The organism is Marivirga atlantica (assembly GCF_016734805.1).
In the GTDB taxonomy this organism is placed as follows: Bacteria; Bacteroidota; Bacteroidia; order Cytophagales; family Cyclobacteriaceae; genus Marivirga; species Marivirga atlantica.
In genome coordinates, this window is sequence record NZ_JAERQG010000002.1 from 335266 (window position 1) to 350850 (window position 15585).

Genomic DNA, 15585 nt, shown 5'->3' on the forward strand with positions numbered 1-15585 from the left:
TTTCAAGAGCTCACATGTGAGTAATTTTCAATTTTGTTAGTTTTCCTTTTGAATGAATTCTTTTGAAAAATTAATTAAGTCAGGAAAGAAAGTCATAAACTCATCTTCGAATTCATCATGATATTGTCTGAGTTCTACTACTGACTCATCCATGCGTGAATTAAATTTGGTTCTTCTGCTCATGCCATGCATCACTTGTTGAATGCCTTCAAAGAATTGATAATTATATAACCAATCATGTTTAATCATAAAAGGTAACATTTGCTTTGTTTTAGCCGGAAATCGACTGCTCTCAGAATTTAACAGCTGATAAGTTTCGTCAACGAATTTTCTTAGAGGTGTTTTATGAAATTCTTGCCAGTGCAGTGCTAAAAAATGGTCATAATAAATATCCACTATAACACCAGAATAGTGTCTGTACTTATCTCTTAAGCGCTCTTTACTTTTTTGAACAACCTCATGCGAATCAGTATAACTATCGATGGCTCTGTGTAATTGTATACCTTTTTTGATGGAATCAGAATAATTATCTAGCTCGTTACCTTTAACAAAATCACCAATAAAATTGCCAATTGTTAAATCAGTGTCCTCAAAGGATAGATATATATGTGCTAAAAAATTCATGAATTGATAAGTTAATCACTTAAAAAACGGAAAGCTAGAAATGCCGAGATGCTCTTTTGCTTTTTATTCAAAATCAATTTAATACCCTTATAAAGGCACATTTCTAGATTCAGCTTTGTATATTAAAGGATCATACCAGCCTGACTATGATTGTATTTGATAGAAAACTTGATGCTCAAAGTGTGAAGTCGCACATTATACATCTTCACCAACTTGCCAAAATTGACGATTTCTTTGTAAAAGAAGAGAAGCGATTCTTATACGAATTAGGAAGGAAGAATGGCATAGATGAAGCAACTGTAGACATATACCTAAAGGATGTAGAAGACCATCCTTTTATTCTTCCGAAAAGCAAGAAAGACAGAATAGTGCTGCTTTATGAATACATTAGGATGATGCTTGTTGATAATAAATTAGATGAGCGAGAGGCTAAGATGTGTATGATTATAGCACAGAAAATGGGATTCGACAAAGGTTTGGTAAATGGTATTACAAAAGCCATTGTCACAGCAGAGGCTGATAATGCAACTCCATCGCTTACAAAAGATCAGTTGGAAAAATATATTGATAACCCCGAAATGCTCTAATAATAAATAAACCAAGAATTATGAAAAATATACTTTTAGCCTGCCTAATCTTTTTCAGCAGTAGTGTTTTGGCTCAGCAAACCTATATTCATTGTGGAAAGCTTATTGATGTTGAAGATGGCAAAGTACTCAATGATATGACGATTGTTGTGGAAAACAATTTGATTAAGTCAGTTAAAAAGGGACTAAAAACAACTCCTGAAGGAGCCACCTTGATAGATTTATCATCCAAAACGGTGATGCCTGGGCTTTTTGATATGCACGTACATATTGAGGGACAAACCTCAAAAACCAAGTATATGGATAAGTTTGTGAAAAATGATGCAGATGTCGCTTTCGAATCAACAGTTTATGCGAAGAGAACATTAATGGCGGGCTTCACTTCGGTGCGTGATTTAGGAGGTAGTGGTGTTAACACCAGCTTGAGAGATGCTATAAAGAAGGGTTATGTTGTTGGACCAACCATCTACTCTGCAGGTAAGTCTATAGCAACCACTGGTGGCCATGCCGATCCCACCAATGGCTATAAAGATGATTTAATGGGCAATCCCGGCCCTAAAGAAGGAGTAATTAATGGCGAAGCTGAAGCCAGACAGGCAGTTCGCCAGCGCTATAAAAATGGTGCAGATGTAATAAAGATTACAGCAACTGGCGGTGTGCTTAGTGTAGCCAAGAGCGGACAAAATCCTCAGTTTTTTGAAGATGAGCTTAGAGCCATTGTTGAAACGGCCAACGATTATGGTATGCTTACCGCTGCACATGCTCATGGTGATGAAGGAATGCAGCGTGCTATAAGAGCAGGAATAAAAACAATTGAGCACGGTACACTTATGTCTGAAGAGACTATGGAGCTCATGAAGCAATATGATACTTACTATGTGCCAACCATAACTGCTGGTAAAACAGTGGCAGAACTAGCAGAAATTCCAGGCTATTATCCTGAATTAGTAGTTCCTAAAGCCAAAGAAATTGGGCCTAAAATCCAGAATACCTTCAGCAAAGCATATAAAAAGGGAGTAAAAATAGCTTTCGGAACAGATGCAGGAGTATTTTATCATGGAGAAAATGGGAGAGAGTTTGCCTATATGGTTGAAGCGGGTATGCCAGCAATCGAAACCATTCAATCGGCAACGCTCGTACCAGCAAGTCTTTTAAAAGTTGATAACCTATACGGATCAATTAAAGCTGGAAAAATCGCTGATATTATTGCTGTTGATGACAATCCATTAGAAGATATTAAAACTATGGAAAGTGTATCATTTGTAATGAAGGGTGGTGAAGTATATAAAAACGAGTAATAAATATCCTTAAAAAAAGATTTCAAAACCATTAGCTTTGTAATTGATTACAATTAGAAACAATCATTTTTTATGGATAATAAAGCAGAAGATTTTCTTTTCAAATATCTTAACAATGCCGCACCTACAGGTTTTGAAACTAGCGGACAGAAACTTTGGCTAGATTATATCAAACCTTATTCAGATTCATACATTCAAGATAATTATGGTTCAGTAGCAGCCATAATAAATCCTGATGCACCGTATAAGGTGGTTATTGAAGCCCATGCTGATGAAATAAGCTGGTTTGTAAATTATATTTCAGATGATGGCTACATTTATGTTGTCAGAAACGGAGGATCTGATCATCAGATAGCACCATCTAAAAGAGTTAATATCCATACAGATAAGGGAATAGTAAAAGGTATATTCGGCTGGCCGGCTATTCACGTTCGAAATAAAGAGAATGATATTAAACCCGAACTCAAGAATATATTTATTGATATTGGAGCCGAATCAAAAAAGGAAGCTGAGGAAATGGGAGTTACTGTAGGTTCAGTGATTACTTTTGAAGATGACCTCATGTATCTGAAAGATAAACAGTATTTGGTAGGTAGAGCACTTGATAATCGTATAGGTGGTTTTATGATTGCTGAGGTTGCCAGAAAAATTCATGAAAATAAGGATCAAATTCCTTTTGGCTTATACATAGTAAATGCTGTGCAAGAAGAAGTTGGTCTAAAAGGAGCTCAAATGATAGCTCATAAAATCAAACCTGACGTAGCTGTAATAACAGATGTTTGTCATGATACGCAGTCTCCTCTGTATAATAAGATAGAAAGTGGTGATCAGAAGGCTGGTGATGGGCCTGTTCTTACATTTGGTCCTGCGGTGCAGAATAATTTACTTAAAATGCTGATTAAGAATGCAGAAGATAAAAAAATCAAGTATCAAAGAGCCGCAGCAAGCCGTGCAACAGGCACTGATACTGATGCCTTTGCATATTCCAATGAGGGAGTTCCTTCAGCTTTAGTATCACTTCCACTCAAATATATGCATACCACTGTAGAAATGGTACATATGAATGATGTACAGGCTGTTATAGATTTACTTTATCAGTTTGTGGTTTCGTTAAACAATGAGCATGATTTCCGCTATAATCTAACATAACTTAGAAAAATCTTACTTCTGAAAGCTTATTGCATTTATTCTATTTACTGCTCATAATCAGTGCGTTACCTTTGTAGCATAAATTATCAATAATGCGAAAGAATTTGAATCAAATGAAAAGAATTGGAAAGGTAGTTGCACTAATCGGATTGCTGTTGTTAGGTTTTACAGTAAAATCTGCTGATAGACCAATGCATGAAATCCATTCTATGTTAATGTTTAATTTCATTAAATATGTAGAATGGCCTGAAACTTCTAAATCAGGTAACTTTGTAATCGGTGTCTACGGTGACGATGAAGTATTAAATACTTTAAAAACCTTTTATACTAACAGGTCTGTGAAAGGACAGAATGTGCAAATTGTAAAGATTACAGATGTGAATAGTATCAACAGTGCGCATGTAGTTTACTTGGCTGATGATATGAACAGTCAATTCGATGAAGTAAAAGCTAAATTTAGTGGTAAGCCTACACTTATCATTACTGACGGTAATAATCTTGGTAAAAAAGGTAGCTGCATCAATTTTAAGGAAATTGGCGGGAAGTTAAAGTTCGAAATTAATCAAGCTTCAATACAACAAAATAACTTAAAGGTATCCAATCAACTAGCAAGCATGGGTATCATGATATAAAGTTTCATTTAGTAATGGTTTAGTTTTTTAACCCTGTCATTGTATAAAAATACAAGGCAGGGTTTTTAATTTTTATAAGATAAAATATAATTATAGCATAACATCCTGATTATCTTTATTTTTAGGTACAGTATTTGAATTAATAATTCACAAAAAAATTATAGATTTAAAGGTTGAATTACATAAAATTTTGGGGGAAATGAAGAAAGTTTTACAAACACTTATTTTAATACCATTTTTAATTGTTGGACTTCAAACGAATGAAATCCAGGCTCAAAGACCAATGCATGAAATTCACTCGATGCTTATTTTTAACTTTATCAAGTATGTTGAGTGGCCTGAAGAGTCAAAAACGGGAGATTTTGTAATTGCTGTTTATGGAGATGATGGCGTATATGACCAGTTAGCTAAGTTTTATGGAGCAAAACCGATCAAGGGTCAGAATGTAAAAGTAATAAATGTTAATAGTGTTGGAGAAATTAATAACGCACACATAATTTATTTAGCAGATAGTAAAAGTGGTAATTTTGACGAGGTGATAGCCAAAGTAGCCGGAAAGCCTACAATGGTTATTACAGATAAAAATGGTTTGGGTGAGAAAGGCTCTAACATCAATTTTAAAACAGTTGGTGGTAAATTGAAGTTTGAACTTAACCAAGCTGCATTTGATAAAAATAAATTGAAAGTATCGAGCCAATTGGTAAGTATGGCAATTGTAATCTGATTGCTTAAAAACTTGCAACTAACATAAGTAAATGCTTCTTTGGTGGAACTAAAGAAGCATTTTTTATGAAAACGGTTAGAGATCAACTCAATGAAATAGTACAATGCAAATCTGATACAGTTAGAATAGTTAGTCTGGTGCCCTCATTAACTGAGGTTTTGTCTGACTTAGATTTGGAACAGGAAACAGTTGGTGTAACTAAGTTTTGCGTTCACCCTAAACATTGGAAGTCAGAAAAAGTCATAGTTGGTGGTACAAAGAAATTTCATCATGACAGAATAGATGAACTGAAACCAACTCTTATAATTGCCAATAAAGAAGAGAATACTTCTGAAGATATAAGTCAATTAAAAAGGAAGTATCCTGTTTATGTGAGTAATATTAAGAGTGTAAACGACTGTTTGCATTTCATTGCTGATATTGGACTTCTCTGTAACAAACCTACTCAAGCTCAGAATTTAATTGTTGAGATTAGTGAAGCAGCAAGTAAGATTCAATCAGTTGAAAGAGGTTTGTCAGTAGCATATTGTATCTGGAAATCTCCTTATATGTTTGCAGGGACTGATACTTTTATCAGCCATATGTTACATAGAGCGGGTTTAAAAAATGTAATCGAGGATGAAAGATATCCAGAAATTGACATTGAGCTTTTAAAAGTATATAAACCAGATATTGTTATGCTTTCTTCAGAACCTTATCCTTTTCAGCAAGAAGATGCAGACTACATTGAAAGTAAACTGTCAGGTACTAAGGTATTATTGGTAGATGGCGAAATCTTTAGCTGGTATGGCAGCAGAATTCTTAAAGCACCTGAATACATTAATTCATTGCTCAGTCAATTCAAAACCGACTGATTTAAGGTCTGTCCAGAAACTTGGGTAAGACTTATTAACTACATCAATTTCATCAATTAATAAAGGTCCTTTTAGTGCCAAAGGAGCAAAGCTCATAGCCATTCTATGGTCTTCATAAGTATGAATGTTAATAAGCTCGGTAAATGAGAATTCTTTTGCCTTCATTTCCCAAACGCCTTTTGATGATTCTGTAAGGCTGCAGTTAAATTTGCTTATTTCATTATGAAGGGCTTTTATTCTGTCAGTTTCCTTAATTCTAAGACTTTCCAGTCCTGTCATTTTTAAATTTACCTTGAGAGCGGCACAGCACGCCACTACTGTTTGAGCTAAGTCAGGAAACTCTTTGAAATCAATTTCCAGCCATTCTGGTAATTCATTATTATTTTTTATCAAAATAATTCCTTCTTGATCATAAGTGCTTTGTACTCCTAATTTTTGCATGATTGGCCTAATGGCTTGATCGCCTTGGAGACTATCCTCTTTAAGGCCCAATAATTTAATGCTTCTTCCTATCTTACTCAGAGCAATAAACGAAAACCAATAACTGGCGCCTGACCAATCGGATTCAATTGTATGCTCAATGGCTTTATACTCTTGATTTTCAATACGTAATGCCGAACCTAGTTTTTCTACTTTAATACCTGCTTTAGCCATTAAACCAATGGTCATATCAATGTAGGGCTGACTATAAATAGGAGCTAAGATGTTAATAGCAAGTCCTTTCGGCAATAGAGGAGCAACCATTAAAAGGGCAGAAATATATTGGCTACTTACATTTCCTGGGATGCTAATTTCTTGATTGGTTTGTTCTTTAAAAGGATTGATCGATAGAGGAGGGTAACCTTCTTTTTCCAAATAATTAATTTGACAACCAATTGATCGAAGTGCTTCTACCAAAATACCAATTGGGCGTTGTTTCATGCGCTGTGTTCCTGTTATTACAATTTGCTTTTGTGTGGTAATTGCTAAAAAAGCGGTTAAAAAGCGCATAGTTGTACCGGCATCTAAAACATCAAGTTCTGTATTTGATTGATCTATACTGCCAAGCAAACGAGAAAGTGTTTGTGTGTCACGTGCCGAGGATAGGTTGTTGATTGTGGTGGAACCATTGGTAGTTAATGCTTTAATAATTAGCATTCGGTTGGCTTCACTTTTTGAACTTGGCAGATTTATCTTCTGATTTTGTTCATTCGTAGAATTTTGTCGGTAATTAACTAAATAATTCAAATTATTCTTAATTTATTTAAAACGAATTTTATAAATTAAACGTTATAACGCTATCAATTTTTAATCTTAAAGAACCATGAGTACAGCAAGTAAATCATTTGTTACTTTTCTAGCTGGAGCTGCAGCCGCTACTGCTGCTGCTATTTTCTTAAAAAGTGAAAACGGAAGAAAAGTAAAAGATACTGTTTCAGACAGATTTCGAAAAAATGTTCGTGGCATAAGAGATGTGAAATCACCAGATTGGATGGATGAATTGGGTGATTCAGCTCGGACAACCACAAAGAAATTTAAAGAAAGAATCGGTCTATAAGCAGTTATCAAGCGCATTTAATATAGTGTTTTCGGATACTGCAATGTCATAATTAGCTTCTCCTATTTTATTTAGGAGGCTCATTCTTATATCGCCATTCTGATTTTTCTTATCTTGTTTACAAAGCCTTAGGATGTTTTCTCTTAAGGCTTTTTTGATTTTTAATGGCCCATAGATTTTTAACAAGCTTTCATTAATTTGATTCAACTCCTCTTGAGGGATATACTCAAGCTCATATGCAATGGATGCCTCGCATCTCATGCCATGAGCAATTGCTTCACCGTGTAAGAGTGGCTCGTTGCTATTTAATAAAGCTGATTCCAATGCGTGCCCAATGGTATGCCCAAAGTTTAAAATTTTTCTCAATCCTTTTTCATTAGGATCTTTCTCGACCACCTTTTGCTTTATGCTCACAGAGTTTTCCAAGAGTTGATTGCTAATTAGGTTGAAGTCACAACCGACTAAATCTTTCCAGTGTTGAGCATCAGCAATTAGTCCATGTTTTAGCATCTCCGCAAAACCCGACCTTAGCTCTCTTTCCGGCAGTGTTTGATGAAAACTAGTATCTATAAGAACAAACTCGGGCTCATTAAATACACCAATTTGATTTTTATAGCCATTAAAATCAATTCCTGTTTTACCACCAACACTTGCATCAACTTGTGATAAAAGCGTGGTAGGCAAATTGATAAATCTGATTCCTCGTTTATAAGTACTCGCACAAAAGCCTCCTATGTCCGTAATTACGCCACCTCCTAAATTGATAAGTAGTGCATTTCTGTCAGCGTTTTGTTGGCTGAGACTATTCCATATCAGTTGACAACTGTTGATATCCTTATGCTGCTCGCCAGCTTCTATCTGAATAAGCGTATGGTCTGGTAGCATTCCCCTTACTAAGGGGTAACAGTGTTTAAATGTATTTTCATCGACTAAGATGAATATACTGCTGTAGCTCAATGCACTAAGTAATTTTTCTATTGATTGTGCTTTTTGGAAATAGAGTTTACTCATAGAATTTTTGCGGTCGCATCTTTTGATGCAATTTGCTTCTCTTGTCTTTTTACTGATTCATCATGAATGGCCACAAGGAGACTCTTCATGAATTTTTCACTCATATCTTTTTTAACACCTAAGGCTATTCTATCTGCCAAAACTGATTGCCAGCGTGCGCCTTGATATACGGATAATTTGTGAACCTTCTTGTAAGCACCTATTTGGTCTATCAGGTGAAATCTATCAGACAATAAATCTATTAATTTCTGGTCGATATGATCTACAGACTCTCTTAATTCTTTTAGGTTAGCCGGGATTTCTGTTTCCATATCAATTTTTTCACGGAAAGAAATCTCTTTTAACATGCTCAATAGCTCATTTGGTGTAATTTGCTGCTTGGCATCGCTCCATGCCTCTTTTGGATTTGGGTGAGTTTCAATCATGAGTCCGTCCATTCCGAAATTGAGTGCTCGCTGTGATATATCTTTAATCATGCTGGCTTTGCCACCAATATGGCTAGGGTCATTAATTATCTCTATATTAGGCAATTCTAATTTCAGCTGCATAGCAAGATTCCAGTTAGGTTTATTCCTGTATATTTTATCATAAGGATCTGCGAAGCCTCTGTGTATGGCGGCTAATTTTCTAATACCAACTGCATGCAGTCTTTCAATGGCACCCATCCATAAAGCCATATCAGGATTAATCGGGTTTTTAACCATAACGGGTATGTCTACACCTTTAAGAGAATCGGCAATTTCTTGAACAGAAAATGGATTTACGGTTGTTCTGGCACCTATCCATAATACGTCAATATCATGTTTTAGAGCTGCTTCAACGTGAGCGGTATTAGCAACTTCAATACAAATTGGAATACCTAGACTTTCTTTTGCTTTTTGCAATAGGGGTAAGGCCTCTTCACCCAAACCTTCAAAGTTACCCGGGCGTGTTCTGGGCTTCCATACACCACCGCGAAACATGTTTATTTCAGACTTTCCTTTAAAACTTTCGCAAAGGCTGTCTATTTGCTGTTCGGTTTCTACACTGCATGGTCCGGCAATCACAACCTGTTCTCCTAGTCCGAGGCCCCAATCTTTCATTTTTAATGTTTCCATCTTCTGTTTTTGTTAAAGTTTTGAGCAAAAAAAAGCCCGACTCTTATCGAATCGGGCTTGTGCTTATTATTAATTAGTTTTTACATACTAGAACAAGGACCGATTCGCTGAAGCGGATAGTAAAAAAAGTAAAAATAAAATTGTCCTTGTGTGTTATTCATGTATCAAATGTAAGTGACTGATTTTTAAAACCAAATAAAATTTTATCTTTTTCACTCAGTTCAAGATTTGTTCTAAAACTACTAAAGTATTGAAAGGTTACTTTTTGTTGAAAATATCTGTTTGTATTCTAATTGATTCGTCATGTATTTCCTGATACAGCGATTTTACAAAGTCAGGAGATAGATTTAGTTTCTTACCCCATTCAGGTCTTTCTGCTAATATTTTTTGCCATCTCTCCAATTGGAAAATGGCGACATTTTTATCTTTTTTATAATTACCTACTTGCTTAACTAAATCGAACCTTCTGGCTATTACTTCTAGTAGCTCCTTATCCGTTTCATCTATTTCATCTCTTATTTGATCCAGTTGATTTTGAAATGATGAATTTGGAAAGCCAGGATTTCTTATCTCAAGGTTTTTGATGAAATCATCCAGAGCATCAGGGGTAAGCTGCTGTGCAGCATCACTCCAGGCTTCATCAGGATTTCTATGAGATTCTATGATTAGTCCGTCAAATTGAAGATTCATAGCTTTCTGTGCTATTTCGAAAAGTAATGATCGTTTGCCAGCAATGTGACTTGGGTCATTAATGAGTAACAGTTCAGGGAATCTCGACTTTAAATCTAGTGGGATTTGCCATAAGGGGATATTTCTATAAAGACTTTCCTGATAGGTGGAGAAGCCTCTGTGGATGGCGCCAATCTTTTCAATTCCCACATCATGTAAACGCTCCAGAGCACCAATCCATAAGTTTAAATCAGGATTGATGGGGTTTTTTACCAGTATGGGCACATCTTTAACACCTCTTAGTGCCTCAGCTATTTCTTGAACATTAAAAGGATTTACAGTTGTACGAGCTCCTATCCAAAGAATATCAATTTCGTTCTTAAGCGCTAATTCTACATGCTCAGCAGAGGCAACTTCTATGGCAAAATCTACATTATATTTTTTCTTAGCTGCTTTTATCCAGGGGAAGGCCACTTCACCAACGCCTTCAAAGCTATTAGGTCTGGTTCTCGGTTTCCATACGCCCCCTCTAATTGTTTTAATTCCATTCTTAACCAACTGACCCACGGTATCATCAAATTGAGCTTCAGTTTCAATACTGCACGGTCCGGCAATTATCCATGGTTTTTTATCAGTATGCCAGCTTTTAATGTTCATATTATCTTTCAAATCAGGCTGCAAGTTAATTGTCAATTCATATTATTGAGTAAAAATTTGAGGTTATATAACAATTAATAGTCTGAGCTGTTTGTCAAGTGTGATTTTGAAGTATTTATTAATGGATTATTCCAAGTAATTTTTTAATACAATATTCATTTCAATTTTTAGATTGAGGATGAAATTCCTCAAAGTCGTTTCATATATTTGCATTTTTAATTTTAACTATGGAAGTAACTACTAATCCTATATTTGAAGATTTTTCGATAGCATTCAGATCTAAATCGAACTGGCAGCTAAAGAAGGCCTACTGGCTATTCTCAGTAATGAATAGAAGATGGTTGGTGGCAATTGGTAAATTTTTCACCAAACTTGGTTTCGCTCTAAAGTTACCTATTAAAGGTATAATCAAAAATACCATATACGATCAGTTTTGCGGGGGTGAAACAATTGAAGATAGTCAGGATACTATTAATGAGTTAAGTAAGTATAACATAGGAACCATTTTGGATTATTCCGTGGAGGGAGCTTCTACTGAGAAAGGATTTGAAGCTACTACTAAAGAAATTTTACGAACAATAGAGCGTGCAGCTAATGATGATGCTTTGCCATTCTGTGTATTCAAAGCAACAGGTATAGCTGTAAATAAGGTGTTCGAAAAGAAACAAAAGGGTGATAAACTAACTGAAAAAGAGCAAAAAAGCTATGATGATTCTGTTGCCCGAATCGATAGTATTTGCAAGGCTGCTTATGAAGGTAATGTGAAATTATTTGTTGATGCTGAAGAAAGTTGGTTGCAAGGTGCTGTTGATGAAATTGCCTATAACATGATGCGCAAATACAATAAGGAAACTGCCACAGTTTATATTACCTATCAAATGTACAGGGCTGACATGTTAGATCAGCTAAAGCAAGGTCATGCATTGGCTAAAAAGGAGGGGTTCTATTTAGGAGCTAAATTGGTAAGAGGAGCTTACATGGAAAAGGAAGCTGAAAGAGCTGAAGAAATGGGTTACCCTAATCCAATCCAAATCTCCAAAGAAGCCACAGATCTTGACTACAATACGGCATTAGTTTACTGCATTCAGAATTTAAATGAGATTTATTTCTGCTCCGGTACCCATAACCAGTATAGTAACTTCTTCCTTACAGCCTTAATGGAAGAAAACAATATTGCTCCAAATGATGATAGGGTTTGGTCGGCACAGTTATACGGAATGAGTGATAACATTTCTTTTAACCTTGCTTCAAAAGGTTATAATGTTGCCAAATATGTTCCTTATGGTCCTGTAAAGGCCGTAATGCCATATTTATTTAGAAGAGCTGAGGAAAATACAGCAGTTGCCGGACAAAGTAGTCGCGAATTCACCATGATTAAAGAAGAAATGGCAAGAAGAAAGCAGGCGAAAAAGGCTTAAATCAATTAATTCATTAATTTTACATTTTTTAAAATAAATGCCTTTAACAGGCCGCTGTAAGACTATAACTTATACAAAATGCAATTAAGCGAACAGGAATTAGAAAGAAGGAAAAGCAGGGAAGAGTTATTAAAAGAAGGTATAAATCCATATCCCTCTGAAACTTTTAAAATTAATGTAACAGCCAAGGATATTCATCAAAACTACGAAAGCAGAAAAACTGATTACAAAGATATCAGTATAGCAGGTAGGTTGATGAGTAAGAGGATAATGGGGAAAGCTTCATTTGCAGAAATCCAGGATAGCACGGGCAAAATTCAGATATATGTTAGCAGAGATGAAATCTGCCCTGATGAGGACAAATCATTCTATAATGATGTTTTCAAGAAGAAGCTAGATAGGGGAGATATTATTGGTGTTAAAGGATATGTGTTTACTACTCAGGTTGGTGAAATATCTATTCACGTAACAGAGTTGAAGATTCTTACTAAATCATTAAGACCTTTGCCTATTACTAAAGAGGTGAAAGACGAAGAGGGTAATGTAAAAAGATATGATGCTTTTACTGATGCCGAGCAGAGATACAGACAGCGTTATGTAGATTTAATTGTTAATCCTGAAGTGCGTGAAACTTTCAAAAAACGCTCTCAGCTGGTACGCTCTATGCGTAACTTCTTGGATGATAAAGGTTATCTGGAAGTTGAAACACCTATTCTTCAGCCTTTATATGGAGGTGCAGCTGCTCGTCCATTTAAAACACATCACAATACGCTTGATATGACATTATACTTGCGTATTGCCAATGAGCTTTATCTGAAAAGACTGATTGTTGGTGGTTATGATGGTGTATTTGAATTCGCTAAAGACTTCCGTAATGAGGGTATGAGTCGTTTCCATAATCCTGAATTTACGCAGGTTGAGCTTTATGTTGCCTATAAGGATTATCAGTGGATGATGAATCTGGTAGAGGAAATGGTTGAAAAGGTAGCTTTAGATATTCATGGCACTACCGAAGTTCAGGTGGGTCAAAATGTAATTAATTTCCAAAGGCCTTGGAAACGCTATACTATGTATGAGGCCATTGAGCATTTCACAGGTATTGATATATCAGAAATGGATGAGGAACAATTGAGAGCAACGGCTAAGAAACTGGATGTTGAAATTGATGACTCAATGGGTAAAGGTAAGTTGATTGATGAAATATTCGGAGAGAAGTGTGAAGGTCAGCTAATCCAACCAACATTTATTACTGATTACCCTATAGAAATGTCCCCATTAGCTAAGAAACATCCTACAAAAGAAGGATTGGTAGAGCGTTTCGAGGCCATTTGCAATGGTAAGGAAATATGTAATGCATTCTCTGAGTTGAATGATCCTATTGATCAGCGTCAGCGTTTTGAAGAGCAATTAGAGCTTGGTAAGCGAGGAGATGATGAAGCTATGATGCTCGATGAAGATTTCCTAAGAGCACTAGAATATGGTATGCCGCCAACAGCAGGTCTTGGTATTGGTATAGATCGCTTGAGCATGATCATGACTAATAGCAATTCTATTCAGGATGTGCTATTCTTCCCACAAATGAAGCCCGAAAAGAAAGCTAAAGTAACTACCGATGCTGATTTTGCGGCAGAAGGCATTCCGGAAGCATGGATTCCTGTAGTAAGAGAAGCTGGGATACAAAACATTGAGCAACTGAAAGAAATAAAGCATACCAAGCTACATCATCAGATTAGCGGACTTAAAAAGAAGATGAAGCTAGATATACCAAGTGTTTCGCCAGATGATGTGAAGGAATGGGTGAGTTGATATAATCAATTAGGATTTTAGATTTACGAATGAAGCCGGCAATTGCCGGCTTTTTTATTTCTACATTAATACGGTTATACCTATCTTTTTTAATTGTAACTTAAGTAGTATATCTGAACCACTATTTAAAGCGATGAAAAAAATACCTAACCTTTCATGTATACTTTTCTTAAGTATTGCAGTTTCTTCTTGCTATACACTAAGTTTAAACCAAACAGGAAAAACTGTTGGTAACGGAAATACCTCTGTTCAGGCGGCAGCTGGCTTATTGGGAATTTCTGAAATTGGTGATGAAAATGAAAGTGAAGATCATGGTTATGATATGCCTAAAGTTCAGGTTTATCAAGGCATAACTGATAGATTAGATGTAGGATTCATATTAGGAACTAATAAAAATGGTTTTGTGAGTAAGTACCAATTTGCTGGAAATCAGGAAAGCAAATTTGCTATGGCGGGTGGATTGAATGCTTTTTTAGGCCTGAAAGACTTTGGTTCGAGTGTTGACGCTGAAGGAATGTTAGGAGTAGAAATTCCCCTTTTTATAAGTTTTCATCCTCACGAACTTGTAAGTATTTATAGTAATCCAACTTTCATATTTCTAAGTGTGGATGATGAGGTAGATATTCTTAAAGAGAGATTTTATGCTTCAGGGCCTTACAAGGGCTTAGCGTCAGGTATTCAATTGAATTTTCCGATTAATGATAAAGGTGCCACAATTATTCCTAATATGGAGATTTCTTGGTCTTCACCGCTATACTCCAATAAATATATCTTTAATTTAGGTTTTGGTGTTGGAGTGAAATTTTAAATATGCTTGTAATGCAAAGACTTCATTTATCTAATGCTGTTTTAGTCGTTCTTCTACTATTCCTCAGTTCATGCTACTCCCTTAATTTGCATGAAAGTGCTAGAGTATTGGAGAAAGGCGATAAAACTGTTCAGTTTTCAGGCAGTTTAGTTGGGGTACCAAAGCTATTTATCAAAGGTGAAGCTGACGCGATTGAAGGTGTTAATTTACCAAAAGTAGCCTTGAATTATGGTTTTGGTGGAGGTTGGCAACTAGGTTTCTCTGCCGGCCTTTTAAATGCAGGGATAAATGCCAAGTATCAGTGGTTAGGTGACTTTAAAAGTAAATTCGCCATAGCAAATGGGTTAAACCTGTTTGCTAATGCAATAGTAGAAAAAAGGTTCGATCTTTTATTTAATAATAGGGGTGATGCTATATACGGAATAGAACTGCCACTATATACAAGTTATCACCCAGCAGAGCACCTGTCAGTTTATTTGCATTCCGTTATAACTTATGTGAGGTATTCACCTACTGACGAATTTAGTGAACCACAATTCTTTGATACTGGCTGGTATAAAGGAGTTGTTATAGGAGTAAGACTTGATAAAACCGTCCATATGCTAGGACGTGATGTTCCATTGATAAGGAGTTTCGAGCTTAGTAGCAATTCACCACTAATTGGTGATGCGGTTAATATTTGTATAGGAGGTAGTATAGGTTGGAGATTTTGAA

The 15585-nt window shown here is 35.8% G+C and carries 16 protein-coding genes; 11 read left to right on the top strand and 5 right to left on the bottom strand.

What is annotated here, in order from left to right; all coding sequences use genetic code 11:
• Positions 1 to 36 precede the first annotated feature (36 nt).
• Positions 37 to 624, bottom strand: a complete 588-nt coding sequence (locus JKP34_RS08840) for an acyl carrier protein phosphodiesterase (protein WP_201919885.1) — start codon at positions 622 to 624, stop codon at positions 37 to 39.
• Positions 625 to 770: 146 nt separating this feature from the next.
• Here JKP34_RS08840 and JKP34_RS08845 point away from each other — a divergent pair, with 146 nt between their 5' ends.
• The 6 genes from JKP34_RS08845 to JKP34_RS08870 all read left to right on the top strand — a co-directional run bounded on the left by JKP34_RS08845 (position 771) and on the right by JKP34_RS08870 (position 5868).
• Positions 771 to 1211: a hypothetical protein gene (locus tag JKP34_RS08845; RefSeq protein WP_201919886.1), complete on the top strand. Its 441-nt coding sequence runs from the start codon at positions 771 to 773 to the stop codon at positions 1209 to 1211.
• A 20-nt stretch (positions 1212 to 1231) separates the two neighbouring features.
• The gene (locus JKP34_RS08850; protein ID WP_201919887.1) at positions 1232 to 2509 is read left to right on the top strand and encodes a metal-dependent hydrolase family protein; all 1278 of its coding nucleotides are present in this window, start codon (positions 1232 to 1234) and stop codon (positions 2507 to 2509) included.
• 72 nt (positions 2510 to 2581) lie between these two features.
• Positions 2582 to 3658 carry a M42 family metallopeptidase gene (locus tag JKP34_RS08855; protein ID WP_201919889.1) on the top strand — a complete coding sequence of 359 codons (1077 nt, stop codon included), beginning with the start codon at positions 2582 to 2584 and terminating at the stop codon, positions 3656 to 3658.
• A 92-nt stretch (positions 3659 to 3750) separates the two neighbouring features.
• A complete protein-coding gene (locus JKP34_RS08860; RefSeq protein ID WP_236664950.1) occupies positions 3751 to 4290 on the top strand; it encodes a YfiR family protein in 540 nt (179 codons plus the stop codon).
• A gap of 199 nt (positions 4291 to 4489) precedes the next feature.
• Entirely contained in the window at positions 4490 to 5014 is a 525-nt protein-coding gene (locus JKP34_RS08865) for a YfiR family protein (RefSeq protein ID WP_201919891.1), read from the top strand.
• Positions 5015 to 5079: 65 nt separating this feature from the next.
• Entirely contained in the window at positions 5080 to 5868 is a 789-nt protein-coding gene (locus tag JKP34_RS08870) for an ABC transporter substrate-binding protein (RefSeq protein WP_201919894.1), read from the top strand.
• Here JKP34_RS08870 and JKP34_RS08875 read toward each other — a convergent pair.
• Complete coding sequence (locus JKP34_RS08875; protein WP_262895655.1) at positions 5839 to 7095, bottom strand: 3-phosphoshikimate 1-carboxyvinyltransferase; 1257 nt, start codon at positions 7093 to 7095, stop codon at positions 5839 to 5841. The two genes, JKP34_RS08870 and JKP34_RS08875, sit on opposite strands and share 30 nt — an antisense overlap.
• 76 nt (positions 7096 to 7171) lie before the next feature.
• Here JKP34_RS08875 and JKP34_RS08880 point away from each other — a divergent pair, with 76 nt between their 5' ends.
• The gene (locus JKP34_RS08880; protein WP_201919896.1) at positions 7172 to 7405 is read left to right on the top strand and encodes a hypothetical protein; all 234 of its coding nucleotides are present in this window, start codon (positions 7172 to 7174) and stop codon (positions 7403 to 7405) included.
• On the opposite strand, the gene aroB is transcribed toward JKP34_RS08880, so the two are convergent.
• From aroB to JKP34_RS08895, 3 genes are all read right to left on the bottom strand, one after another.
• Entirely contained in the window at positions 7400 to 8416 is a 1017-nt protein-coding gene (gene aroB, locus JKP34_RS08885; RefSeq protein ID WP_201919897.1) for a 3-dehydroquinate synthase, read from the bottom strand. The two genes, JKP34_RS08880 and aroB, sit on opposite strands and share 6 nt — an antisense overlap.
• Positions 8413 to 9513 (bottom strand): chorismate mutase, encoded by a 1101-nt coding sequence (locus tag JKP34_RS08890; RefSeq protein WP_201919900.1) that lies wholly within the window; start codon positions 9511 to 9513, stop codon positions 8413 to 8415. Before JKP34_RS08890 ends, aroB begins: the two co-directional genes overlap by 4 nt.
• A 258-nt stretch (positions 9514 to 9771) precedes the next feature.
• Positions 9772 to 10839 carry a bifunctional 3-deoxy-7-phosphoheptulonate synthase/chorismate mutase type II gene (locus tag JKP34_RS08895; RefSeq protein WP_201919901.1) on the bottom strand — a complete coding sequence of 356 codons (1068 nt, stop codon included), beginning with the start codon at positions 10837 to 10839 and terminating at the stop codon, positions 9772 to 9774.
• Positions 10840 to 11066: 227 nt separating this feature from the next.
• On the opposite strand from JKP34_RS08895, the gene JKP34_RS08900 reads away from it, so the two are divergent.
• The 4 genes from JKP34_RS08900 (at position 11067) to JKP34_RS08915 (ending at position 15584) form a co-directional block, all read left to right on the top strand.
• Complete coding sequence (locus JKP34_RS08900) at positions 11067 to 12257, top strand: proline dehydrogenase family protein (protein ID WP_201919903.1); 1191 nt, start codon at positions 11067 to 11069, stop codon at positions 12255 to 12257.
• A 78-nt stretch (positions 12258 to 12335) separates the two neighbouring features.
• Positions 12336 to 14063, top strand: a complete 1728-nt coding sequence (gene lysS, locus JKP34_RS08905) for a lysine--tRNA ligase (protein ID WP_201919905.1) — start codon at positions 12336 to 12338, stop codon at positions 14061 to 14063.
• Between the two features lie 133 nt (positions 14064 to 14196).
• Positions 14197 to 14871 carry a hypothetical protein gene (locus JKP34_RS08910; protein WP_201919907.1) on the top strand — a complete coding sequence of 225 codons (675 nt, stop codon included), beginning with the start codon at positions 14197 to 14199 and terminating at the stop codon, positions 14869 to 14871.
• An 11-nt stretch (positions 14872 to 14882) separates the two neighbouring features.
• Positions 14883 to 15584 (top strand): hypothetical protein, encoded by a 702-nt coding sequence (locus JKP34_RS08915; RefSeq protein ID WP_201919909.1) that lies wholly within the window; start codon positions 14883 to 14885, stop codon positions 15582 to 15584.
• Position 15585 lies beyond the last annotated feature (1 nt).

Bases quoted from the DNA above. Each gene is read 5' to 3' on its own strand.
- JKP34_RS08910 (WP_201919907.1), top strand. From the start codon at position 14,197: ATGAAAAAAATACCTAACCTTTCATGTATACTTTTCTTAAGTATTGCA.
- JKP34_RS08855 (WP_201919889.1), top strand. From the start codon at position 2,582: ATGGATAATAAAGCAGAAGATTTTCTTTTCAAATATCTTAACAATGCC.
- lysS (WP_201919905.1), top strand. From the start codon at position 12,336: ATGCAATTAAGCGAACAGGAATTAGAAAGAAGGAAAAGCAGGGAAGAG.
- JKP34_RS08890 (WP_201919900.1), bottom strand. From the start codon at position 9,513: ATGGAAACATTAAAAATGAAAGATTGGGGCCTCGGACTAGGAGAACAG.
- JKP34_RS08865 (WP_201919891.1), top strand. From the start codon at position 4,490: ATGAAGAAAGTTTTACAAACACTTATTTTAATACCATTTTTAATTGTT.
- JKP34_RS08845 (WP_201919886.1), top strand. From the start codon at position 771: ATGATTGTATTTGATAGAAAACTTGATGCTCAAAGTGTGAAGTCGCAC.
- JKP34_RS08850 (WP_201919887.1), top strand. From the start codon at position 1,232: ATGAAAAATATACTTTTAGCCTGCCTAATCTTTTTCAGCAGTAGTGTT.
- JKP34_RS08860 (WP_236664950.1), top strand. From the start codon at position 3,751: ATGCGAAAGAATTTGAATCAAATGAAAAGAATTGGAAAGGTAGTTGCA.
- aroB (WP_201919897.1), bottom strand. From the start codon at position 8,416: ATGAGTAAACTCTATTTCCAAAAAGCACAATCAATAGAAAAATTACTT.
- JKP34_RS08895 (WP_201919901.1), bottom strand. From the start codon at position 10,839: ATGAACATTAAAAGCTGGCATACTGATAAAAAACCATGGATAATTGCC.
- JKP34_RS08915 (WP_201919909.1), top strand. From the start codon at position 14,883: ATGCAAAGACTTCATTTATCTAATGCTGTTTTAGTCGTTCTTCTACTA.
- JKP34_RS08840 (WP_201919885.1), bottom strand. From the start codon at position 624: ATGAATTTTTTAGCACATATATATCTATCCTTTGAGGACACTGATTTA.
- JKP34_RS08880 (WP_201919896.1), top strand. From the start codon at position 7,172: ATGAGTACAGCAAGTAAATCATTTGTTACTTTTCTAGCTGGAGCTGCA.
- JKP34_RS08870 (WP_201919894.1), top strand. From the start codon at position 5,080: ATGAAAACGGTTAGAGATCAACTCAATGAAATAGTACAATGCAAATCT.
- JKP34_RS08900 (WP_201919903.1), top strand. From the start codon at position 11,067: ATGGAAGTAACTACTAATCCTATATTTGAAGATTTTTCGATAGCATTC.